The sequence below is a fragment of the Draconibacterium sp. IB214405 genome, assembly GCF_033963885.1.
Taxonomy (GTDB): domain Bacteria; phylum Bacteroidota; class Bacteroidia; order Bacteroidales; family Prolixibacteraceae; genus Draconibacterium.
The window spans coordinates 1-24,337 of sequence record NZ_JAXBMA010000009.1 but is presented as its reverse complement, the minus strand read 5'-3'; the positions used below and the strand labels follow the sequence as shown (position 1 = coordinate 24,337).

21 protein-coding genes are annotated in these 24,337 nt (G+C 37.2%); 14 read left to right on the top strand and 7 right to left on the bottom strand.

Annotated features, from left to right (window positions below; translation table 11 throughout):
• Nucleotides 1-93: 93 nt before the first annotated feature.
• The 14 genes from SLH46_RS21135 to SLH46_RS21070 all read left to right on the top strand — a co-directional run bounded on the left by SLH46_RS21135 (nt 94) and on the right by SLH46_RS21070 (nt 18,745).
• Nucleotides 94-624, top strand: a complete 531-nt coding sequence (locus tag SLH46_RS21135; protein ID WP_320283217.1) for a hypothetical protein — start codon at nt 94-96, stop codon at nt 622-624.
• 156 nt (nt 625-780) lie between these two features.
• Nucleotides 781-1,989 carry a site-specific integrase gene (locus SLH46_RS21130; protein WP_320283216.1) on the top strand — a complete coding sequence of 403 codons (1,209 nt, stop codon included), beginning with the start codon at nt 781-783 and terminating at the stop codon, nt 1,987-1,989.
• A gap of 113 nt (nt 1,990-2,102) precedes the next feature.
• A complete protein-coding gene (locus tag SLH46_RS21125; RefSeq protein ID WP_320283215.1) occupies nt 2,103-2,861 on the top strand; it encodes a metallophosphoesterase in 759 nt (252 codons plus the stop codon).
• A 50-nt stretch (nt 2,862-2,911) separates the two neighbouring features.
• A complete protein-coding gene (locus SLH46_RS21120) occupies nt 2,912-3,946 on the top strand; it encodes a hypothetical protein (RefSeq protein ID WP_320283214.1) in 1,035 nt (344 codons plus the stop codon).
• Entirely contained in the window at nt 3,939-4,706 is a 768-nt protein-coding gene (locus tag SLH46_RS21115) for a hypothetical protein (protein ID WP_320283213.1), read from the top strand. The genes SLH46_RS21120 and SLH46_RS21115 overlap by 8 nt, the downstream gene beginning before the upstream one ends.
• 452 nt (nt 4,707-5,158) lie before the next feature.
• The gene (locus SLH46_RS21110; RefSeq protein ID WP_320283212.1) at nt 5,159-6,832 is read left to right on the top strand and encodes a tetratricopeptide repeat protein; all 1,674 of its coding nucleotides are present in this window, start codon (nt 5,159-5,161) and stop codon (nt 6,830-6,832) included.
• 193 nt (nt 6,833-7,025) lie between these two features.
• Entirely contained in the window at nt 7,026-7,427 is a 402-nt protein-coding gene (locus SLH46_RS21105) for a DUF3244 domain-containing protein (RefSeq protein WP_320283211.1), read from the top strand.
• Between the two features lie 127 nt (nt 7,428-7,554).
• Nucleotides 7,555-9,402 carry a DUF3103 family protein gene (locus SLH46_RS21100; RefSeq protein ID WP_320283210.1) on the top strand — a complete coding sequence of 616 codons (1,848 nt, stop codon included), beginning with the start codon at nt 7,555-7,557 and terminating at the stop codon, nt 9,400-9,402.
• Nucleotides 9,403-9,500: 98 nt separating this feature from the next.
• On the top strand, nt 9,501-11,864 hold the full coding sequence (locus tag SLH46_RS21095) for a TonB-dependent receptor (RefSeq protein ID WP_320283209.1): 2,364 nt from the start codon (nt 9,501-9,503) through the stop codon (nt 11,862-11,864).
• A gap of 4 nt (nt 11,865-11,868) precedes the next feature.
• Entirely contained in the window at nt 11,869-12,951 is a 1,083-nt protein-coding gene (locus SLH46_RS21090; RefSeq protein WP_320283208.1) for a DUF4249 domain-containing protein, read from the top strand.
• A 1,079-nt stretch (nt 12,952-14,030) separates the two neighbouring features.
• Entirely contained in the window at nt 14,031-14,951 is a 921-nt protein-coding gene (locus SLH46_RS21085; RefSeq protein WP_320283207.1) for a hypothetical protein, read from the top strand.
• Nucleotides 14,952-15,008: 57 nt separating this feature from the next.
• Complete coding sequence (locus tag SLH46_RS21080) at nt 15,009-15,512, top strand: hypothetical protein (protein WP_320283206.1); 504 nt, start codon at nt 15,009-15,011, stop codon at nt 15,510-15,512.
• On the top strand, nt 15,509-16,393 hold the full coding sequence (locus SLH46_RS21075; RefSeq protein ID WP_320283205.1) for a DUF4249 domain-containing protein: 885 nt from the start codon (nt 15,509-15,511) through the stop codon (nt 16,391-16,393). The genes SLH46_RS21080 and SLH46_RS21075 overlap by 4 nt, the downstream gene beginning before the upstream one ends.
• Before the next feature lie 6 nt (nt 16,394-16,399).
• Entirely contained in the window at nt 16,400-18,745 is a 2,346-nt protein-coding gene (locus SLH46_RS21070) for a TonB-dependent receptor (RefSeq protein ID WP_320283204.1), read from the top strand.
• Nucleotides 18,746-18,791: 46 nt separating this feature from the next.
• Here the strand turns inward: SLH46_RS21070 and SLH46_RS21065 are convergent, their stop codons facing one another.
• From SLH46_RS21065 to SLH46_RS21035, 7 genes are all read right to left on the bottom strand, one after another.
• On the bottom strand, nt 18,792-19,085 hold the full coding sequence (locus SLH46_RS21065) for a hypothetical protein (protein ID WP_320283203.1): 294 nt from the start codon (nt 19,083-19,085) through the stop codon (nt 18,792-18,794).
• A 4-nt stretch (nt 19,086-19,089) separates the two neighbouring features.
• Entirely contained in the window at nt 19,090-19,884 is a 795-nt protein-coding gene (locus SLH46_RS21060; protein ID WP_320283202.1) for a relaxase/mobilization nuclease domain-containing protein, read from the bottom strand.
• The gene (locus SLH46_RS21055; protein WP_320283201.1) at nt 19,881-20,195 is read right to left on the bottom strand and encodes a plasmid mobilization protein; all 315 of its coding nucleotides are present in this window, start codon (nt 20,193-20,195) and stop codon (nt 19,881-19,883) included. Before SLH46_RS21055 ends, SLH46_RS21060 begins: the two co-directional genes overlap by 4 nt.
• A 111-nt stretch (nt 20,196-20,306) precedes the next feature.
• Nucleotides 20,307-21,191 (bottom strand): toprim domain-containing protein, encoded by an 885-nt coding sequence (locus tag SLH46_RS21050; protein WP_320283200.1) that lies wholly within the window; start codon nt 21,189-21,191, stop codon nt 20,307-20,309.
• A gap of 205 nt (nt 21,192-21,396) precedes the next feature.
• Nucleotides 21,397-22,602, bottom strand: a complete 1,206-nt coding sequence (locus SLH46_RS21045) for a primase-helicase family protein (protein ID WP_320283199.1) — start codon at nt 22,600-22,602, stop codon at nt 21,397-21,399.
• Between the two features lie 18 nt (nt 22,603-22,620).
• On the bottom strand, nt 22,621-22,923 hold the full coding sequence (locus SLH46_RS21040) for a helix-turn-helix transcriptional regulator (RefSeq protein ID WP_297100144.1): 303 nt from the start codon (nt 22,921-22,923) through the stop codon (nt 22,621-22,623).
• 128 nt (nt 22,924-23,051) lie between these two features.
• Complete coding sequence (locus tag SLH46_RS21035) at nt 23,052-23,426, bottom strand: hypothetical protein (protein WP_320283198.1); 375 nt, start codon at nt 23,424-23,426, stop codon at nt 23,052-23,054.
• Nucleotides 23,427-24,337 lie beyond the last annotated feature (911 nt).

Genomic DNA, 24,337 nt, shown 5'->3' with positions numbered 1-24,337 from the left:
AAATGTAAAAAGTATCTCTTAAGTTTATAGAAAAATTTGTCCAATAGGTTCTGACGTTAAACACTTAAGAATTTTCAGATAGGGCAGGAGGAAATGGTTCTTATCAGAGTTCAGCTTGAAGAACAATTGGCCGGCTTCTTTAAATCTGCCACAGAAGAAGCAAAGACTTTAAAGAGTCGTTTAAGGGAAATAGAACGGAAGATGGAAACAATGGACGAACGTTTTGTGATCGGTGAAATCCATCGTGACTTATATGAGCGGTTCAGGCCAAAATATGAAAAAGAACATTTCGAAATTGAGCAAGAATTAAGCAAGACAGGTAGTTATTCATCGAACCTGAAAAAGGTGATCGATTTTACTGTTAGGATATGCCTGAATCCCTTGGAATTGTGGGATAATTCAGATTTATACGGAAAGCGTATATTCCAAAAATTGTTGTTTCCTGAAGGAATTGTCTATAATCGAGAAAAAGACCAATATCGAACCACCAGAATAAATGGATTTTTTTCTATAATCCCAGAGATATCAAGGGATTTGAATGGTCATAAAAAAAGGGATTCTGTTATTTTTAACAAAATCCCCAATTGGGTGGGCCCACCTGGGCTTGAACCAGGGACTCCCTGATTATGAGCGGGAAAAATTTCTTTTTCATCAAATTTCATTTGTCTGTATATGTAAGAAAATCAGCTATTTAGATGATTTTTGTTTTGAGACCAAATGGTATTTATTTACCTTTATTTGACCATTTGTTGTACCTATGTTGTACCCTAATTTGATGAAATGATTAGTATTAAGACTGTTTTAAGAAAGAAGAAATTACTTACGGGTAAGTACCCCATTTTTTTAAGAATTACCATGAATCGGAAGTCGATATTTTTCCGTACTCCGTATACCTCTTTTGAGAATGAGTGGGACGCTAACCAAGGCATGTTTACAGTAAAAGCGACCAACCACCTACATAAAAACAGGTTACTGTTTAAGTTCATGGACAGAGCCACAAGTGTGATTACCGAATTGGAGCAAGAAAAAGGGTATTATACACTGGAAGAAGTAGAGGGTGCTTTGCGTTTAGAAACCAATCCAAACAGCAAATTGTTGTACCCGTTTTGGGAAGAAATAATTGCAGAACAGAGGCTGGCCGGTAGAACTGGCAACGCAAGGGTGCATGCCGAGGTCCTGACCTCTATAAAAAGGTTCAGAAATGGCAAGGAGTTAACTTTCTTTCAAATTACTCCTGAATTTTTGGAAAAGTATGAAGTTTGGTTGCGCTCGCGTGGTGGAACGGGTGGCGGTATAGGTGTAAAAATGAGATGTATTCGTGCTCTTTTTAATACGGCAATAAGGCGCGGATTAGTAAAGGATAATCTTTATCCGTTCCGTGTTTATAAAGTTTCAAAACATAAATCAAATGGAGTAAAGAGGGCTATAAGTATAGAAGACATTCATAAAATTGCCGGTTTTGATCTAAGCGAACATCCAACATTAATCGATTATCGAAACTATTTTGTATTTAGCTTTTTCACACGAGGGATGAATTTTGCCGATATGATGACTTTGGAATGGAATGATATTGTAGATGATCGAATATACTACGTCCGTTCAAAGACAAAAAGTAAGTTTCAGATTAAAATACTTCCTCCTGCCCAAAAAATTATTGATTACTACAGAGCACAAAATCGTGGGACTAAATATGTGTTCCCAATTTTGCTTCAGGATAAAATGACCTTTTCTCATTTGGAAAACCGCAAAAGAAAAATGCTGAAAAGATATAATAATAGGTTGAAGGAGATTGGTGAAGTATGTGAAATTACAAAACCACTGTCAAGCTATGTAGCACGGCATAGTTATGCCAACTGTCTAAAACAAAAAGGCATAGCAACCGATATTATTAGTGAATCTTTGGGGCATCAGAATTTGGCTATTACTCAAGCTTATTTGAAAGAGTTAGACAATACATTGGTTGATGAAGCAATGGAGGTATTATTGTAAAAATTAGAATACTTTTACAGCGATGAAACAAGCATGGAAGTACTTCGCATAAAAGAAAGTAGTTAAAATGCGAGTTCCATCTGTTACCACTGAAAATAAACAATTCTAATCACGTGAAAATACAATATTGCTCAGATTTACATTTGGAATTTCCAGAGAATAAAAAGTATTTGTTGGAGAACCCAATAACGCCAGGTGGAGATATTCTTATATTGGCTGGCGACATTGTGCCTTTTAAGGTTATGAATGAGCACGATGATTTCTGGGATTATGTATCATCTAATTTTCGTTACACATATTGGGTGCCGGGCAATCATGAATATTATTATTCCGAGATAGAAGAACGTTCGGGAAAGTTCGTTGAAAAAATACGCAGCAATGTTCTTTTGGTTAACAACACTTCATTTGTACACGATGGAGTGAGATTAATTTTTACAACTCTGTGGACTGCTTTGTCGGGTGTTAATCAATTTGCGATACAGCAACAATTATCCGATTTCAGGGTGATAAAAAACAAAGGTCGTGTATTCGCCCCTGATGATTATAATCAAATACACAACGCCTGTTTGAGTTCCCTAAAGCAAGAATTAGCTAAAAACAATTGCGAGCAAACCATAGTGGTAACTCATCATGTTCCTACAATGCTGAATTATCCCGAAAAATATAAAGGCAGTAGCTTAAATGCGGCTTTCGCTGTTGAGTTACATGATTTAATAGCGGATTCAGATATCGATTTCTGGATATTTGGGCACCATCATCAGAATAGTTCTGATTTTACGGTTGGAAAGACAAAACTACTTACCTGCCAGCTTGGTTATGTTGAGTTTAATGAGCATACGGGTTTTTCAGCCAGTAAATGCATTATTGTTTGATTATTAATATAATAAACCTATATTTGCACAATAAACTTAGTAGGTTTATTGTGCAAAAAAACAAGTTTATCATGAAAACTCTTCTGGAATATATAAAGGAAGTCCTCGGTGAAACAATTGTTGTGAACCGATTGCCAGAATACGAGATGTCGAAACTTCCGATGTATGTAAGCCAAATGTATAGGATTTATACAACCAGACTTTTAGGAGTAGAATTGGTATTGGTACAACTTGTTGATGAAGAGAACATATCAATTGCCCAAACCGTGAAACAGTTAAGCAATCTAAAGAAACTATTCAATAAAACTGTAGTTCTTATACTTAACCGTGTGGTGTCATATAACCGCAGCAGGTTGACAAAAAAGAAAGTGAATTTTATCGTGCCAGGGAAACAGCTTTTTCTGCCCGAAATGTTGGTTGATTTAAAAGACGGCGACACAAAAGAAAGTCCCGTTAAAGAAAAACAGAAATTAATACCATCGGCACAAGTTATAGTACTGTACCAGATTTTAGGATTAAGTGATTTTTGGGATATAGAACAAAAGCCTTTTAAAGAAATAGCTTTAATGCTGGATTATTCTCCAATGGCAATTAGTAAAGCTGTCGACAATCTTCAGGCACTTGGCCTAATTACAATTGCTGGTGAAAAAGAAAAATTCGTTCAATTTAATTACGAAAAAGTAAAGCTCTGGGAAAAAATTGAAGAAAATAACTTCTGGAATTATCCGGTGTTTAAACGTGTTTATATCGATTCATTACCTCCAGGGATAAAAACATGGGACTGCAACACATCTGCCCTACCTGAGTACTCAGATATGAATCCGAGCCGACAAAGCTACGTGGCAATAGGAAGAACTGAATACAATAGACTAAACAAGCAAAACCTACTTTCAAATGCAAATCCTACAGAAGGAAACTATTGCTTAGAAGTTTGGAAATATAATCCAGGGCTCTTAACTGATACTGCCGTTTTTCCTGAGTTAGTAGTTGACCCCTTATCTTTACATTTGACACTGAAAAACACTACCGACGAAAGGATTGAAATGGCATTGGAACAAATAAAAGAGAAATATATTTATGGTTAGAGGGCTGGAAATATTCAAAGAGTATTTTAAAGACTATTCTGAAAATTATATAATTATCGGAGGTACGGCATGCGATGTAATTATTGACAATGCCGGATTTGAAGCCAGAGCTACTAAAGACATCGATATAATATTAATCGTCGAAGCTTTATCTAAAGAATTCGTTCAAAAGTTTTGGGGATTCATCAATGATGGTGACTATGAACGGAGAGAAAAAAGTGAAGATGAAAGAAAATACTATCGTTTTATTAAGCCAAAAACTGTTGGTTTCCCTCTTCAAATTGAACTCTTTTCTAAGATTCCCGATTTAATGGATCTGGACGGCGAGCCTCAGTTAACTCCTATTCCTGTTGATGATGATTTGTCAAGTCTTTCAGCAATTTTGATGGATAACGAATATTATAAGTTCACCATCGATAATAGCAAGAAGGAGGAAGGTGCTCACTTTGCAGGAACAGAAGCTTTAATTTGCTTAAAAGCAAAAGCATTTCTGGATTTATCGCAACGAAAACTGGAGGGTGAAAAAATTGACGGTCGGAATATCAGAAAACACAAAACAGATATATTTCGATTGGCTGTACTTCTGCCAGCAGAGCACAAGGTTGAATTACCGGCCGGAATAAAAAGCGATCTTAAGGCATTCGTTAACTCAATTTCCAAAGAATTGCCCGACAATGCAATTTTTAAACAAATGGGCATGGGGGCTATCGATGCAGAACCAGTGTTCCAACAAATAAAAATTATCTTTTCTTTAGATTAAACACACCAAATCTCAGTTCAACCCCGTAAACACCTCCAGCAACATTTTCGGAAAATTTTCAAAAGGAAAAGAAATAATTAATGAATGGAAAAAGCGGATGTGTTGATGTGGGATTTCAAAAAGTTTTAACCGAAGTATACGAGGTTAAGTCTTTTTGAAATTGGCTCTATGTGTAGGCGGCAATTAACTCTTCCGGTTTTGGAATGAATGGCTTTATGTCGGAAGCTTTTGAAAACCCGGAGGGCTTGTTTTTCGAAAATGTAAGTATTTTGTGAGAGGGGTTGGTGCCTTTTATTGCCAATCCATAGTAGAAAGTATTTGATATACACAAAATACAATAGTTCTGTTTGTATTTTTTATTGACAAGTACAATCGGCCTTAGATCCCAAACAAACTTTAAATAATTTTCTATTTGCCAATCGTTTTCTATATTTGAAAAAAACCTTAATCACATGAATAAAAGGCTAATAACAATTTTCATATTTACCTGTATATTGTTTCTCGGAGTTTCCTGTCGGTTCCAGGATAAAAAGGTAGAGCCAATTCTTGAAAGAGCCGAAGTCTTGTTAGAAACTCACCCCGACAGTGCCCTGGTAATACTTAACGAAATTGCCAATCCGCAATCGCTGCAAAAATCATTGTATTACGAATATTTTCTTGTGCAAATACAGGCCAAATACAAAAACTATGAGGATATTACCGCCGATTCGTTGGTTTTTACAATTCGCAATTATTATGCCGATAAAAACAATATAGAAAAAGCGGCACTGGCAACATACTATTCCGGTAGAGTGTACCAGGAGCGACAAGATTATGAACCAGCCTTACAACTGTTTTTCGATACCAATCAGCTTTTAGCGCATAGCAATAACTTTAATTTAAAGGGTTTGTGTGAAAGTGCTATTGGAAGGATTTACTATGACCAACTACTTAAAGAAAAAGCGATAACTCATTTTAAATTAGCAAAAGATTATTTTCATCAAGCACAAAATTATAAAAACGAAATAAGTGAAAGTAATTCAATAGGCAGCTGTTTATTGATGATGGACAAAAAAGATAGTGCCTTTGCTCAATACAACGAGGCACTTGCCTTGGCTGATAAGCACAAAATAGAAAACCTACAGTCTGCACTCAGGCAAGCATTAGGAGTAGCCTACCGCGAGATTGGGAACTGGGAGCTGGCCGAAAAGTATTTTAAAGAATCCACCAAGTACTCGACAGATTCACTAAATAGTGCAAAGCTGGCTGTAAACTTAGCAGGTATATATCAACAGCAAGACAAAAACGATTCAGCAATTGTGTATTTACAAAAAGCACAGAACTATCTAACTCATAAAGAGAACAATTACGTTGCTGCAACTATCTATAACAAATGGTCGACTATTGAGGAAAATAAAGGCAACTACCGGGAAGCACTTGACAAATACATACTTTATAGTGATTACTTAACAGCAATTTTCGACGAAAATAAGAATAGGGCAGTACTCGACATTGAAGCAAAATACAATTTCCAACTGATTGAGAACCAGAATAAGCAACTTTTAATCGACAAACAACGCATTTTGTTGCTGTCGTTAACATTGCTTTTGGTATTGGCACTTCTTATTCTTCTCGTATTACGATGGTCGGTTTTGAAAGAACGAAAACTAAAGGATGCCGAGCGAAAAATTTACCGGATGCAGGAAATGGCACGGAGTTTTAACAAAAAAGAAAATTCGTACCGCAATGTATTGATTCGGCATTTCGACGTTTTAAAGAAAGCAGCCTTGCTGGAGGGCTATCTGAAAGAAGATGAAAAACGAACAGGAAAGAATTTGCTGCGCAAATTTAACGATGTGGTTTACGGTCAAAAAGAACTGGACTGGAATATTATTTACAATGCACTAAATAATACAAGCAATGGTTTTTTAGATCAGCTAAAAATCACGTTTCCGCAACTTGATGATTCCGAGTTTCGTGTTTGCTGTTTAATATTTGTAGACTTTAACAATACAGAAATAGCTCTTGTGTTAAATTACAGGCTAAATACGGTTGAAGTAAAAAAGAGCACTATTCGAAAAAAACTCAATATAGAAAGTCGAGGTAATATTCGTGATTTCTTAATTGAAACCGGACAATTAAGTTAAGAATCACTTTTTTCTATGAATGAGCGTAATAAAATAAACTTTATTTCCCGCAAATTGGCTCCTATTTAATATGTTTATAATCAGAGGAATAAAGTTGTGGCTTTATTAAAAATACTTTATATCTCAATTTTTTACTTGTGTAAGGATATTTTCTCCAATAGGTTTGTGTGAACAAATCCTAAAATAAATTCACATGAAAAATTTGGCTCTAATTTCTCTTATTGTATTTGTATTATTTAGTACAGGCACTGGTCATTCTTCAAATTTAAACTTATTATATCCTAGTGATATAAATAAGGAAGTTATTCTGTATGGTACTCTTCCTGAAGCATCAAGCAGATCTCTATTTAAGGAGCCAATTTATGCAACAATTGGTTCGACCAGTCTGAATGTTGAATTTTTGTACAATATTGGGAATATCCATCTTGAAGTCACTAATCAAGTTGGAGAGTGTATTTATGAAAACAACGTCAACACTCAAACGCAACAGAGTTTATCAATCGATGTTTCAGATTGGGATAGCGGCATCTATGAGATTCGTTTCGTTAACTCTGATGGAAAGTTCATGTACGGTACATTTGAAATAGGTTTGTAACTAAACAAACACCTCAAATCGGATTATCTAAAAAAGTAACCCGGCATTTCAGGTGCCGGGTTGAATTTATTTTATAAACCCGGAGTAAGAAGTTGTACGTCCTTGCTCCACAAAACTTTACAAACGTATGAAAAAATTATTTTTGCTTGCTATAATTATAGCGGGATTAGGCATTTTTTATGCCTGCGAAAAAAGTGAGGAACTTATCGATCACGGTGTCGATGATAGTATTTCATTAAAGAGTGGCGATATATCAAAAAAAGAGGAATATGATAAGAACATAAAGAAATTTGCAAAGGCATTGTCTAAAGCTCTGAAAGACGAAGAATTTAGAAAATATATTAAAGAAGAGGCAGAAAATAGGGTAGATGGTGATTTTGATATTCTTTGGAAATATTTCAAGAGTAAACCACATCCCACCAATAAAAAGGAAATATTCAATCTCCTTTCAGAAAACTTCGGAGATGGAAAAAACAACGATTTGGAATCTTTTTCCAATGAATTTATGCAGCTTCAAATCTCCGTGCCAGTAGGTATGGAAAACTGGGATCCAGTGAGCTTCCAACCACCGGTTGCATTTAAAACCTCTTCAAATTACGTAGGTAATAACATTATTGAAGCTTATGATGAGCAGGGGAAAATTATTCAATTTGACGCAACAAAAGTTCCCAATACTCCAGTAATTGTTGTCAGTCTAAACGAAAGAAGCGACAAAGAAGGAAACATTGAAACAACTTATATAAAACAACGCTTAAAAGAGCTGAGAAACGATAAATCATTAAAAAGTGCCAGTACCAAAACTGTTCAGGATATATATCCATTTCTGATTATAGAACCAGGTGACGATACTCCGATTCCTTTACCTCCATCTTTTACAACAGGGGAAAGCACTCAGGTAGGAGTTTATCTGGAGTGGTATTATAATTCAGGCTATGACTATATAGATAAGATTTATATACTTCGGAACGGCCAACCTATAACATCCATGTTTGTTATGGATGGCACGAGTAGCTATGTTGATAATAGCACCAGCTTACAACCGGGAGTTACTTACTATTATTCCGGCTATATTGAACGAGAGAATATATCTACGGGGGAAATTGTAACAGGTCCAATATCTTCCACCATAGGGGTTACGATTGGCGAATTTGCTCCAGGCCCTGTAACTACATTCCAGTGCGAAGGAGAAGCTTCTGATCAAATTCAAATGTACTGGACAGATAATACTAATACCCAACAAACGGGATATAAATTATATCGTTTACCAATCGATCAATCACAAACATGGCAATATATTGGTTCAACAGATCGATATGGTAGGGATTTTGTCGACAATGCAAATCTTACCGAAGGTGGAAAATATAGATATAAGATAGTTGGTTATAATGATCTAGGCCAATCTACTCCACTTTATGATGTTGTTTACAACCCTTATCGCACAGCAGGTCAGTTTTTACAAATTGAGGAAATGGAACTCAGAAATCATCATTCCTATGAACAATGGACTGACGGCCAGCCAGAATTTGTACTTACTGTCGCAATGAAAGAAAGTCCTTCAGATGATGATCCTGAAATTGTTAGTGGGAGGGAAGAAGTTACAATTAATTATGAGTCAGCTTATTATTCCGTAGATCAAACGGCAAACAAATCAACATATAAGAATATGGAATTCCCTCTTATTATAAATGCCTGGGATCAGGAATTCTATAAAAGTGTTATCAATGTGGAGGTATATGAGCATGATGGTGCTGGATGGTTTGCCGGAGACTTAAATATCACCTTTAATCTAAATGAAGCTATCAAAGTAACTGATAACTCGAATATTAGTATTCAAGGTGCTGGTGAAATCACATTAAAAACAAAAGAACCCGATACCGATATTGGTGAGGGAACAATTTACTATTGGCACCCGACTGATTATACCATCAATATTGCCGGAGATCTTTTCCTTAAAACGAAAGCAGTTACACCATAAAACTTTCTATATTAACTAAAAATTATTTTGGAGATGTATCCTATGGTTCTAACTACTTTGAAGGGTACATCTCCCTTTCTATTTAATATTTTCAAAAGATGAAAAAAACCATCCTTTTACAAATCCTATTTCTTGGAATTTCAATTTTATGTGGTGCCCAAACCATCACAATATCAGGTTTTGTGGAAGATGGAGAAACGGGCGAACGTTTACTAAACGCCAGTGTCTATCTTCCTGAAATAAAAAAGGGAGTGGTTGCCAATAACTATGGCTATTATAGTATTACTCAAAAACAAGGGAAAGTTAAACTGATTGTTTCCTACGTAGGTTACCAGGATCAGGAATTGGAATTTCTACTCAGTCAGGACACTGTCTTAAACTTCAAAATGTATACAGCCAACGAGCTTGAGGAGGTAGTTGTAAAAAGCAGATCTTTACAGGAGGAGCTGAACAGTACTCAGATGGGACGGATGGAATTGAATCTATCGGAAATTCAGAATACCCCTGCACTTTTCGGCGAAAAGGATGTGATTAAAACCTTTCAATTGATGCCGGGAGTAAAAAACACCCGCGAAGGTTTTTCCGGCATGTCGGTGCGCGGGGGAAATCCGGATCAAAACCTGATATTGTTGGACGGGGTACCGGTTTACAATGTATCTCACTTGTTAGGATTGGTATCGGTTTTTAACGACAATGCCATTCAGTCGGCCAATATTATCAAAGGAAGTTTTCCTGCTCGTTATGGGGGGCGACTGTCTTCAGTAATGGAAATCAACCTGCGGGAGGGCAACACCGAAAAACTAAAAGGAGAAGCAGGAATTAGTCTGGTTGCCGGAGAATTCGCCTTGGACGGACCTTTGGACAGTAAAACCACTTTTTGTATTTCAGGCCGAAGAACTCTTCTCGATTTCTTTGCAGTTCCTTATCAATGGATATCTGGCGATGATGTTGGCGCCTACTATTTTGGAGACTTCAATGCCAAAATAAACCGTAAATTTTCGGATAAAAGCCGATTATACCTCAGCTTTTACTACGGAAAAGATAAGGAGTATTCCAAGTCGGAGCCGCAGGACATTGAAATAAACAACAATCCCTACAAGCTTAAAACATCCTATGGTTATGATTGGGGCAATTATACAGGATCTCTAAGGTGGAATTATATCTTCTCACCAAAATTATTTAGCAACACAACACTTATTCTTAGCGATTTTTACCTTGGTAATTACGGAGAACGGGAATTTAAATCAACAGGAGCGGGAGACAGCTTCGGAGATGAGTTAGAGTATCGTTCGGGAATCAGGGATGTGGGCATAAAAACCGATTTGGACTATTACCTGAATCCTGCACATAGAATTCGGTTTGGGATGGGCATAACCCGCCATTATTTTAGCCCCGGCATTACATCTTTAGTTGATCGGGAGTATGCAGCCGGCACAGGAGGTTCTCAACAAACAGCTATAGCAGACACCACTGTTGGTCCGCCTGAAACAGCCCTGTACGAAACTACGGCATACCTTGAAGATGACTGGCAAGTATTTAGCTTTTTAAAACTCAACCTTGGAGTGCGAATGACTCATATTTCATCGAATCAAATAACAGAAACTTTTATAAGCCCCCGATTGGCAATGAACATCAGGCTAATGGATAGTTGGTCGCTTAAAGCTTCGTATTCTGAAAACAGCCAGTTTTTTCATTTACTTAGTTCTTCGCTCATGGAATTACCAACCGACCTTTGGATCCCTGCCACAGAGAATTTACCTGTGGAAACTGCCAAACAGTGGGCTGCCGGTACGAGTTTCGCGCTCAACAAAGAAATAACCCTAAGCCTGGAGACTTATTTTAAAGAAATGAATAACCTTTTAGAATACCAGGAAGGATCAAGTCTTTACGGTGCAAAACGAGACTGGGAAGATAAGGTGGAAACAGGAAAAGGATGGGCTTATGGAGGAGAACTTTTTCTTCAGAAAAAAGAAGGAAAAACCACCGGATGGATGGGATACACCCTTTCCTGGGCGAAACGGAAATTCGACAATATAAACAATGGCAATACGTATTATTCAAATTACGACAGGCGACATGAATTTTCCGTGGTATTAAATCAAAAGTTTAGTAAAAAATGGGATGCAGGCCTTAACTGGGTGTACTATACCGGCAATCCCTATTCGTTGCCAACTTACCAGGTAGGATCGGCCGACTTTTTTGGAGATCGCTATAACTCCGGGTTAGGGAACTACGAATTTTACGACAACAAGAACAATTATCGGATACCGGCTTATCATCGTCTGGATATGGCTCTGAACTATCATAAAAAAGCGAAAAAAGGAATACACCATTGGTCCTTTTCCATTTACAATGTTTACTCCAGAAAAAACATTATTAACATGGGATACTTGTATCAAACGATTTACGAAGCATCTCTTTATCCAATTATTCCCTCAATTGGTTACAAATATCAATTTTGAAGCTATGAGAAAACAACTATCTATAATAACGCTAATACTTTTCACCCTTCTGGGTTGTACCGAGATTTTTGACCAGGTTAATATTGAGCAATCAGATGAGCCTTTCCCCGTTCAGGAGGATCAACTCGTCGTATTTGGCTATGTATCTCCCGATCAGCCAACACAGATTTATGTTGACAGAACGTATCCGCTTTATTCTAGTCTAAGAGATTCCTTTCCTTTACCTTCTAATGTTGAACTTGAATTGTTGTCGGACGGAGAAAAGATCGGCTCATTTAAACAGGTAATCAGAACGTATAGTGATGGAGAAATACTTAATCAATATTTCGAGAATACTGAGGCCAATATTACTATCGGCTCGGAATACGAACTAATAGTTAATGCAGAAGGCTATACTGCAACCTCTGGGATATGCACGGTTCCGGATAGGGTCAGCATTGACAGTCTGAGCAAAAGGTTAATTACAGAAGGAGAAAAAGAATATTACCTTTTTACCTTGTATTTTACCGACCCTTCGGATACCGAAAACTACTATATGACCGCTTTGCAAAATCATACCTATTATATTGATACCAATCTGAAAGACAGCATCTACTATGAAAATCCGACGCACTATAAAGATACACTCGACAGGTTTTATATTGATACTTTAAGAGGCGCAAGAAAGCAGGTGTTTCCAATCGAAGATCCGGTTTTTGCTTACTTGCCTAATAACCAAAGCTCAATTAAAGAGCCATTTGATATTTCAATTCATAAACCCCGTGTATTTCCCGACAAGCTTTTCTCCGGAAGACAGTATGCTCTTCAGTTTAAAATAGAAAGAGAGGACTATACTCCTTCTCTTGCCTGGAACCAGTTCCCAAGGTACAGGGGTACGGAATTTATAAAAGTTTACTTACGAAGCATATCTAAAGAGTTATTTGAAAGCTACAAATCAAAATATCAATATGAGATTATAGAAGGGGATATTTATGCCGAACCCATGAAAGTATACAGCAATATGAGCAACGAATTGGGAGTATTCGGAGCTTTTTCTGTTGATTCCGTCACTGTTGATGTGTGGGATAACTTACTCTTTTTTAATTGATTTTCAACATTTCGTATCGATAAACCTTGTAAGAGTAGTTTTATATTTTGTTCTGCGCTTAGTTGAAGATTTAAATCGATACACGATATATAGCAATTATTGACTAAATCAATTTGTTGAAATTTGTCAATAAATACTGCTATATGAATATCTTCAAATAAATTTAAAAGGTATTTGAAAGATGAGCCAAATCATGATAGCTGCAATCAACCATAAAAACCACCTCGGAATAACAACACTCTTATCTAATTTCCGCTTATGATCTTCCAAGAGCTGCTCCAGCTTATCGGTGTTAATATGATATTGCAATTTGGTTGTTTTAAGAATCTGTAATTGCCTGTCAATTTCAGGAGCAATCTCATTTATATTCTCAGTGGTTTGCTTCAATGTTTCAATTTCGGAGGTTAAAATCTCCAGTAATTTTTGTTGCGATAAATTTTTTCTCTTGGTATTAAAATCTCATTCGTGGATTCTTCGTTGGTATTATCCTTTGTCGTTTACGCCTTTCCTGTTCAGCATAGTACATGGCTTCAAAATTCTTAAGAACTTGTTTTTGTAGGTTGGCAGCACTAAACTCCCGGCCAACACTACTGCCTTTTATGGTTTCCTCTCCACAAATGTATGTCTTTTATAAGAGAGATTGTACTTCTACCACTGTATGACATATATCAACTTAATTTCACATCTCATTGAACTTTTTAAAAACATCTCTATCTAGAATAATTTTAAATTGTTCTCCCATTTTATTTTTAACATATTTTCAATGAGAGAAAGGACAAATAATTATATATTAGTTATGTTGATTCAGGCCCCCTGTTCATCGACACAAATTTTCAGGACAAGGACAGTATAAAGTAAGTGAGGGGAAAACAAAAACACAGAGGTGTTTTTGTTAAAATGTTTAGATGTGATATTTATTACACGCGTAATAATGTAATTACAACAAGAACGACAATTAAAACAATATAAACCCAAGGGCAAAAGTAACCCAGCCCTTTAAAAGAACCGGGTTACACAACTTGTTTTATAAACCGGAACGGGGAGCAGCAACTCCCCTTTCCACAAAACTTTACAAAGAAATGAAAAAATTAGTTTTGTTTGCTATGGCTGTAGCATGTTTAAGCATTTTTAATGCTTGTGAAAAAAGTGAAGAATTTATTGATCCATCTGTAGATCAGGAAACAACAAAAAATTCCTTGTTTGCAGGATTAGACACCATTGCATTCTCGGTTGAGAATAATATTATGGTATTTGAAACTGAAGAGGACTACCAAAAATGTCTTGACTTTTTGGGAACTTTAGAAGTCAAAGACTACCAGCTTTTTGAAAAAGGAGTTGGTTTTAGTTCACTTCAAGCTTTGTCAAATAGCGTGATGCAAACATGTCCGATCGAAGATGAAAAATTTGCCACCTTATTAAATCCACAAATGCAAATCATTATTGAGCATTATCTTTTCACATTAAATCATGATGAAGAAAAAGTCGAAGCTCTGTTTATTGGCAACGACTACGACTTAAAAAGTGTAGATATTAATTCGATGAAAGAATTTAACTATGATGACAACGTTTTTGCGATTTTAAAAGGTGAAAACTTAAAAAGTGTTGCAGGTTATTGTGGTCAAGAAAATTCTATACATGTATTAGATGGAGGGATTGAAACGTCAGTAGACTATAACAAATATGGAATTTACAATTCATTAGTTTCTAAAATTACGGCAATGACTTTAACTTATATAAAACATGAAACAATTGATTCCCCCATATCGGGTATGGTACCTTCTGGTATCACTACAAATTGTTTTTACAAAAGAGATGGAAAGCAAAACAATATAGCAGATTATTCGTATGGATTCTATTCAGAGAATCAACTAAAAAAAACACTATGGGATAATGTAAGAAGACTAGTTGGTTTTCGTTTAGATATGTTATATTCATGGAAATTCTTTTCCACAGGCCCCATCTATACCGACAGAAACATGATTGAATGTCATCAATACTGATTTATTCAAGATAAAATATATCCTCGGGGGCAACTCGGGGATATTAAATATACAATTATGAGAAAGAATATCATACTTTTTTTAACCTTAATTCCATTATTGAGTATTGCACAAACCGAACCTGAGTTTCCTAAAAAATGGAATTTAGGTATCCACCTTGTACATCATAGCATGAACGCTTACAACAACTACAGTTATCCTCGTCTAAGTGCTGAATACCGTTTTTCCAACTTCTCTTCCACCGAACTAATGTTAGAACGTGTGGGGAAAATTGATTGGACATCCCATACTTCTAAACCTTCCAAACGCATAAGTGCAGGGTTTAAACTCAATTTATTACCTTGGATTACACACAATGAATGGATGAAAAATAACCTTATAATATACAACAGCGTCAGGTTTATGTTTCTGTTTGAAGAAAATGGCAATAACCATAGATTTCTGTATGCTCCAGGAGTAGAATGCTATGTTTACAAAAACCTCGGGATAAATACTGAATTTGTTTTTGGGGAAGTTATGAAAACCACTTTCGCTATAGGAATTAAATACCGTTTTGAATGAAAAAAATCTACTTTCTTATTCTTTTGATCGGTTTGTTTTCGGCATGCATTGAGGTGGTTGATCTGGATGTGGAAGAAACACCGCACGAACTGGTGGTAAATTGTTTTTTTACCGAAAGCCAGCCTTTTGTCGTGAATGTTAGTCGCCTGGCTACTTACCCCGATTTGTCAGATAGAAATCTTGAAGATGCCACAGTCTCGATTTATGAAAATGACATTTTGAAAGGCACCTTAAAACACACTGAAAATGGAATTTATACCCGAAAATCGATTACCCCAACATACGGTAATATGTATTCTATAAAAGTAGAAGTACCCGGTTATCCAACAGCAACAGCTAGTGACTCCCTACCAAAAAAAGTTAGTATTGATAGCGGCATGGGGAAATATGAAGCAGGGAAAGATAATGAAGGTGATTATTACGACCAGTTTACCGCATCATTTACCGACAAAGCAGAAACCCCGAATTATTATTCCATAAATTTAGAACACCAGGGAATTAAATATGATACTTACGAAAAATATTGGTATTCCGTCGAGCTTTTTACAAATGATCCGGTAATACTGGCTGAAGGAATATCTCCAAATGATTATAAAACGTACTTTGTTTTTAATGATGGTTTGTTTGAAAATCAGAACTATAAAGTTGCGGTAAAATGTGTATCCTATTACGAACCAGGAGATAAGTTTGCCTTAGTTTTAAAAACAGGAACAGAACATTTCTTCCAATATCAAAAGCGCCTTTTAAAACACGAGCCCTACTCATACGAAGATCCTTTTAAACCCTATTCTCCGGTTACGCTTTATTCCAATATTTCAGGCGGGCAAGGAATCTTCGCCGGGTATCAGCGCGATATTTACTATTTAAACCTCTCAGAATAAAACCATTTGAAAACACTACTCACCATACTGTTTGTTTGTTCGTTTATCGCAGCTAAGTCACAGGTAATTGTTCACGGCTATATCAAGGACAAAACCAACAACGAGCCGTTGATTGGAGCCACCATTTCAATTAGCGGAACCAGCACCGGAACCTCAACCAATAACACCGGTTATTTTTCGTTGCGCCTTGCCGATGCAACACAAAACATGCTTACATTACGATACATCGGGTATAAAACCAGGCAAGTACAAATTAACCTGAAGAATACAGCACCGCAGTATTTTTATCTTGAACCGGGCGTTGAAATTGATGAAGTAACCGTAAAAGCACCCCTGTTTTCTGAGAAACGAATGGGAGTTAATCTTACCGAAATTCCGGTGCAGGAATTGAAAAAATTGCCTGCACTTGGGGGCGAGGTCGACCTGCTTCGTACCTACCAGCTATTGCCGGGTGTGCAAGGCGGTAGTGAAGGAAAAACCGGTTTACATGTTCGGGGCGGAGGCCCGGGACAAAACCTTATTTTACTGGATGGATCGCCTTTGTATTATGTCAATCATCTTGGCGGCTTCTCATCGATTTTCGATCCCGAGGCCGTTAATAATTTCAAATTGTACAAAGGTGGTTTCCCTGCTCGTTACGGTGGCCGTCTGTCGTCGGTTCTGGATGTGCAAATGAAGGAAGGCGATAAAAACAAAAGTGAAACATTTATAAGCATCGGGACTATTTCGGGTCGTTTTAATATGCAGGGGCCATTGCAACAAGGCAAAGGTTCTTATTTCATTTCCGTTCGGCGCATGTGGCTCGATTTTCTCACACGCCCATTTTCTTTCGCTGCTTTCGACAAGGCTTCGTTCGGCTATAGCTTTTACGACGTAAACGCTAAAGCAACACTGCAATTATCAGAAAAAGACAAACTGTTTTTAAGCCTTTATTCCGGCGACGACAAGCTGGTATTTAGCTATAGAGAGAAAATATTAGGAACTGGTGAAAAAGCGAAACAAAAGGTAAAATGGGGGAACCTGCTTGCTGTTGCACGGCTTAACCACACCTTTAAGCCGGGCCTGAGCAATAATACAAAAGTGTCGTTTACCAAGTACCGGTTTATTGACAAGGATTTGTTCAAGAACAAAGCGGACAATACAAAGTACAATTCGGCATTTAAAAGTCGTATTTACGATTGGGCTGTTAACAACGATGTTGAATTTCAGCCGGGAAATGCCTATAAAATGCTGGCCGGTGCCGGTGCCACTTTTCACTTTTTCATGCCGGGAAAAACAACAGCTAGCAACATAAACGAAGGCGAAACATACATCGACAGCACCTACGGAAGTACTTCGCTGCATGCATTCGAAAGCCAGGCTTATATAGAAAACATATTCTCTTTCAAACATCTGAATTTTAATCTCGGTGCGCGGCTCAGTCATTTTTTGGTTGATGGCAAAAATTACTTTTATGCCGAACCGCGTCTGTCACTGGGTATTCCCATCACCCCGTCAACTTCGGTAAAAGCATCGTACACACAAATGCACCAGTATGTTAATATGCTCTCGAATCCAACAGCAGGTTTCGAAACCGATTTCTGGGTTCCGGCAACCGAAAAAGTTCCGCCAAGCGGCTCGCGACAATTCGCCATTGGTATTGAAAAAAACACCTCAAAATTTGAGGCCGGAATTGAAGCCTACTATAAAAAACTAAACAACCTGGTTACTTTTAAAGAAGGAGAAGTTTTCCAGGGAAATGCAACCGACTGGCAGGAACGTGTTGCCATTAACGGAACAGGCACCTCGAAAGGAATAGAATTTTTTGCCCGCAAGAAAACCGGAAAAATAACCGGCTGGGTGAGTTATACACTGGCAAAATCAGACCGGCAATTTGACGAAATTAACTTCGGCGAAACCTACCCATTTAAATACGATCGCCGACACGATTTAAGCGTGGTGGTAAGTGTGCCGATAAACGAAGAATGGAATTTTTCGAGTACCTGGGTTTATGGTTCGGGCTACCCCATTACACTGGCTTTGGGTAAAATGAATACCATTGAAATGAATGATATCCCGAATGGCTCGAATAACTATTACCAGTTTGATGAATATGGCGAATACTACGGAAGGAAGAATTCGTTTAAAATGCAGGACTATCACCGCCTCGACATTGGTTTTACAAGAACCCGGGAAAGTTACGGAGTGGAGCGCACTTTAACCATTGGCATTTATAATGTTTACAACCGCAAAAACCCTTATTACTATTTCTATAAACAACGAAAACCGTGGCGCGGCGATTATACAACCGAACTATACAAGAGCAGTTTTTTACCCTTTTTACCGGCTATAAGTTATAGCTGGCGATTTTAAAAAAAAATATTCTATCCTTACTACATCTCTCTTGTTAAATCGGGATTCAAATAAATTTAAACAGTATTTGAAAGATGAACCAAATCATTATTGCTGCAATCAACCACAAAAACCACCTCGGGATAACAACACTCTTTTCCAACTTCCGTTTATGATCCTCCAGAAGCTGCTCCAGCTTATCGGTGTTTATATCATACTTTAATTTGGTTGTTTTAAGAGCATGTAATTGCCTGTCAATTTCAGGAGCAATCTCATTTATATTCTCTGTGGTTTGTTTGAGTGTTTCAATTTCGGAGGTTAAAATCTCCAGTAATTTTTGTTGCGATAAATTTTTTCTCATGGTATTATAAGCTTATTCCAAAATCCCTTGAAGGACGGTTTTGTTGTTCTCGTTTTCTTTGTTTTTCTCGTTCAGCACGGTACATCATTTCATAATTTTGCAGAATCAGTTTTTGCAGATTGGCAGCACTAAACTCCCGGCCAACACTACTGCCTTTTATGGTTTCCTCTCCAATCTGGAATTTCAACCCAACAACTTTTCCATCGGAGGCAATTCTCCTGTGCGTTTGGATTCCATACTCTTCCATCAATTGGGCATAATCATTAATATCTCGGGGCATTACGGTTAATACCCGTTGGTGGGCTTCTTTAACGTAGTTGCTCAGTCGTTGCTCTTTTTGTTGTTGAATTTCTTTGGCGGTAGTAAATCCCCATTCTTTAGCCACACTTTCAGCAATACGCTGCGCCTTTTTGCTGATAAAGTGGTCCTTGTACGCTTTCCCGTCAAAATCAATACGGTTGACGAAAATATGCAGGTGCTTGTGTTTCTCATTGGTATGCAGAAAAGAAACAAACGGATGATCGTCCAATTTCATTCGCTTCAGAAAGTCTCCGGCCAGTTTTGCAAAATCCGAGTTACTAAGTTTATCACCGTCAGGAATGGATGGACTTAGCACCATTGAAAAGGTATTCTTCTGGCATTTGGAATTCAGGTTCTGAAAGATCCTGAACTCCGATGCAATTTCCCTGGGTGTTTCTCCTGCAACTTTATTCCGGCTGATCTCCTTGGCTCCGGGCTTTTTCATGGCGTAATTGACGGCATTAACTGTATGTGAGATGCTTTTTGCCTTGCCGATCATTGTTCAAACTTTCCAAGGTGGATTTTAATCAGCTTAATCACTTCTTCCAATTCCCGGAGAATGGTTTCGTTCTTATTAAAATGTTTGCTTCTTACCAGGTTGCCGATGGCTGTAAAGTTGCGATGGTAGGTGTGCAGGTTATTGTACACCTCCAATTCTTCGGGCGAAAACCGTAAGGTTACTTTCATGTTCAGTGATGCCCGTCGGGCAAATTCACTGGTACCTAATCCACATTCCTGTGCAGCCATTGTGATGGCTCTTTTTTCGATATTGCTAACTCTAAACGAGATATATTTTGTGCGAACTCTCATGCTATTTAAACTTTAAAATTGTAAATTTTACCTGCGCTGTGCGCCCCTTTGCGAGCCTGGGAGCAAAGCGAGAGATGCCCATGGTGCAACCTGGGCACCTCTCGACATGGCTTACCACGGAGACCTCCGCAGACGTTGGCTTCGGGCTATCAACCGCTGATTCAGATCTTTTTCGTTTTTATAAATGGCCGACATATCGACACTGTTCGTTAGATCGGCCAATAACTGTTTGGTCGCTTTTTTACCCGCTGAATCATTATCCAGATAAAGACCAACTTTGGGATAAGTCTGGGCAATCTTATGGATGCGGTTGATAAACGAAACAGAATTCAATACCAAAAAATCTGATTGGTGTGGTAAGCCAGGATAAAGCATTAGCAAACTAAAAAAATCAAACATGCCTTCGGTAACACTCAACAATTGTTTCCCTGTAGTGAAATAGGAAAAGTCTTTTGGTGCTGCAGCATTTTTATAATACGGATTTCGAAGTTCCCAGCCTCCCGAAACATTTTCCAGGCCTATTGCAAAGTATCGCTTTTGATTAGTCGAATAATGAACCTGGCTGGCAAAACCGCTTGCAGTTTTTACGTCAATTTTTCTTTCCGATAAATATTTGATCAGAGCCGGGTGCCGAATGGGGAGGATCTTATCGATCTGGATTTCAGGTTCAGGCGCTAGCGCAACCAAATTATGCTGCTGTTGAAAAGAGAAAGATGGAATGTTTTTAGCCAAGATTGCCAGTGCTTCACTAATGCTGCAGTTGTTCTTCATTTCAATTACTAGGTCAATAATATTTCCTCCTTTTCCAAGACCATGATCGTACCAGCGGTTAAGAACCTTGGAAACCTTGAATGAGGCTTCATTTTCCTTTCGGATTGGACTAAGGTACCAGGCTGAATGTTGGTTTTCTTTTACCGGTGAGTATCCGGATCTTTTCAGAAATTCTGTTATCGGAATTTCACGGGCTGTATCGCATTGTAGTTTGTTATTTTTCATCAGTAGTATTTCTCTAATTTTTTTGATGAATTGATGAGAGGCTAGCTAACTTGTCTTTCAATCAGCTGCTTATGTCTTATCAATTTCTCATCGTTTCATCATTTTGTTTTTTGTATTTCTTTTCTGTTCTCATCATTTTTTATTTTGATGAGTGTTTGATGAGACTTTGATGAGCAGTTAATCTTTTTATTTTCAACAGCATAGTTTACTCATTCATCAATTCATCAAAAATTTCCAATAAAAATTCCTTTTTCACGGTGTAAAAGCGCCCCGTATCGGTTTCCCGTGTTATCTCTCCCCGGTTCCAGATGGCAAACTTTTCGTAGGTCAGCGAATTGGATTTTGGAGTAAGCTTCCATTCTTTTTTCAGCAAATGTCGGATTTGTGTGAGGTCAGTTTTTACCCTTGTTTGGTTGACGGCAAACATGGCATCCTGGGGACAAAACTCGACTTCATCCAAATCATACTTCTCCATTACCATAAATAAAATACTGGCCAGTTCTTTCTCTACCCGGCTTCTGTTATGCCGGATAAGGTTTTGTAAAGCGCGGGTTCTGATTTGAGTAGGAGTAAACCACATCCGGGTAATTCGAGGAGATGAAAAGTTCCTGTTATTTAAAAAGAAAAGAAAGGCAGGAATCTCCTTAACCAGTTTATCTAATAGGTCAGTATCTTCAGTTTCAAACTTTGAAATCTTTCGTACCCAAAAACGTTCTTCGGCAGCATCGATTTTTATGAAATTATCTTCGTTATTACTGCATAGAATAAACTTTCCAAAGAATTCTACCTCAATTTTGTCTTTCCCTTTGGCTTCCATTTTATTGTGGTTGGTAGTGCTGAGGTATTTAATCCGCTCGGTCAGTTCTTCTTTATTAAAAAGAACTTCATCAATACAGATCAGAAGTTTATTTGCCCAATCTGAATTAAACTGGCTTCCGAAACTATCGTTTGTCAGGTAGGTAAGGTTATTTTCAAAAATTCCTTTGAGCCATTTCAGAAAAGTACTTTTCCCGGTTGACCTTTCCTTTGACACAAGGCAAAGAATCGGAAGAATATGCACTGGTTTTTGATAAAGCAACTGCAAATAATCCAATCCCAGTTCGTATTGGTTCCCGAAAATGTGTTTTACAAAAAGTGTTGAAACCTCAATTGATCCTTTCTTTGGTTTGTTACTCAAAGGTGAGTACTTGTTGTAGAATCCTGAGCAGACTTGTTTGAAATTGATATGATTGGGAATGCAGGTAAAACCATCATATTTCGGAATATCCGCAACATACGTTTTTCCAAAATCCTGTTTTATGGTATCGATGTTCCATGGCACAAGAATTTCGTTAAAATCTCCTGAAAGGGTAGGAGCTTTAACTTTTTTGAAATAGGAAGTTCCAACACGGATATACGGCATATTACTCATTTCAAAATGTATTTGTGGTTATGCTTTTCTGTTCCTTGATAATGAGTTGTTGAATTCTTCCTCCGCTTCCAGTTCTTCTCTGGAAATACCCATTAGCCAGAGATCTATGTCCTTTTTATAAAAGAACTTTTGCCGGATGTTGGCATTAGTGCCGGTGGGGATCAGCTTTTTACTGAGCAGTTTGTAAATTTTGCTTTTGGATAGCCCGGTGTACTGAGCCAGTTCTTCAACATTAAAAACAGTTTTGTTCTCTGCCAGTAGGGTTTTGATTTGTTTTAATTCGTTCAGTACTTGCGTGGAAATAAATGCTTGATTTTCCATAGGTGACATATTTTTAATGATTAATGACGCTTGATGCGTGAAAATTTCATCAGCAAATATGTAACTGTATGTGGCAGTAAATCAAGAAGGTAATTTGAATTACGGACTAATTACGGGAGAAATACCGTCTATCGAAAAAGTATTTTCTGAAACTCCTTTAGATTTTCAAAAAATTCCGTTTCATTTTCATTCACAAACTCTGAAAACCGCGAGTTCAAACTCGTCTTTTTTACTTCTGAACCGTTTAACGTAAACGTTGACTCAATGAATTTGAATAGCATTTCTTTTCGTTCTTTTTTGAACTCTTTAATTCCTCCATCAATAAGTAAATGAAGTATTCTGAATAGCTTTTTATAATCGGCCGCAATTCGGTTATCGGAAACTAGGCGAAAATCGATTTTGCTTTTGGGTTGAAGGTTGTTTAATACCAGGTTTAAGTTTTTCCGGTCTGATTCTGTGAATCCCAGGCCTGGCAGATGGATTCCGTTCAGATTACTTTTCAAAAATTGGAAACAACCGGATGGTACTTGTTTTGATAATCTGCGAGCTTCATTCAGTGATCCGATAAAAAGTAAAGTCAAGAAAAGTACTGTTATGCTTATGGCAGAGTAGAAGATAACATGGATAAATGAAAATCCCATGCCCCAAAGTCCAAATAACAGAAGTAGAAGACAAATAATCAGGATGAAAAGGATCGTTGTATTGTGGTTGCGTAATATTCTAATATTGAAGATCCATCGTAGTTTTCGGTTGAATCGAAAAAAAAGTAATCCTGATTTCTTAATTATTGTTTCCATTTGAGTTCATCTTTGAATTGTATTTGACTGGCATTTTTGTAGTTAAGGCCTTGATGTCAATGACTAAAGGTACAGAATTATCCATGTGGAATCAAATGCAAATTCTTGTGTTAGTGTGTTTTGGCTTTCTTTGGTTCAATTTGGCGTCATAAAAGAAAGTTAATTCGAAGTAGGCAATGAAATGAACCAAATAAAATGAAAAATTCAGTTAAAATTTCATGTTGAAGTAGTTTAATACTCTTTTCATAAATTATATATGACTGTTTATAAACTGAAACAATCATGTCGTAAAGTATACATTTTTTGAATGGCTAAAGAATAATAGTTTCATCCGAGATTGCATACAAACCTAAAACAGTCAGACGAAATGAATTAGTCTTTATTAACCCTGCATGATGCTCACAAGGTGAGTAAATGCTTCTTGTCAAATCAATATTTATTAACAATACAACCCTAAAAAATGAAACGAAAAATCCTATCAATGGTGGGTTTACTAATGCTAAGTTTAGCTATTTATGCCCAGAAAGACACAATTCAAATTGATAGCTTTGGATTGTAAATCTTCAGCCTAATTTGGACACGTTGGTATAAAAATTAAGAGATGGTTTTCTTAATTT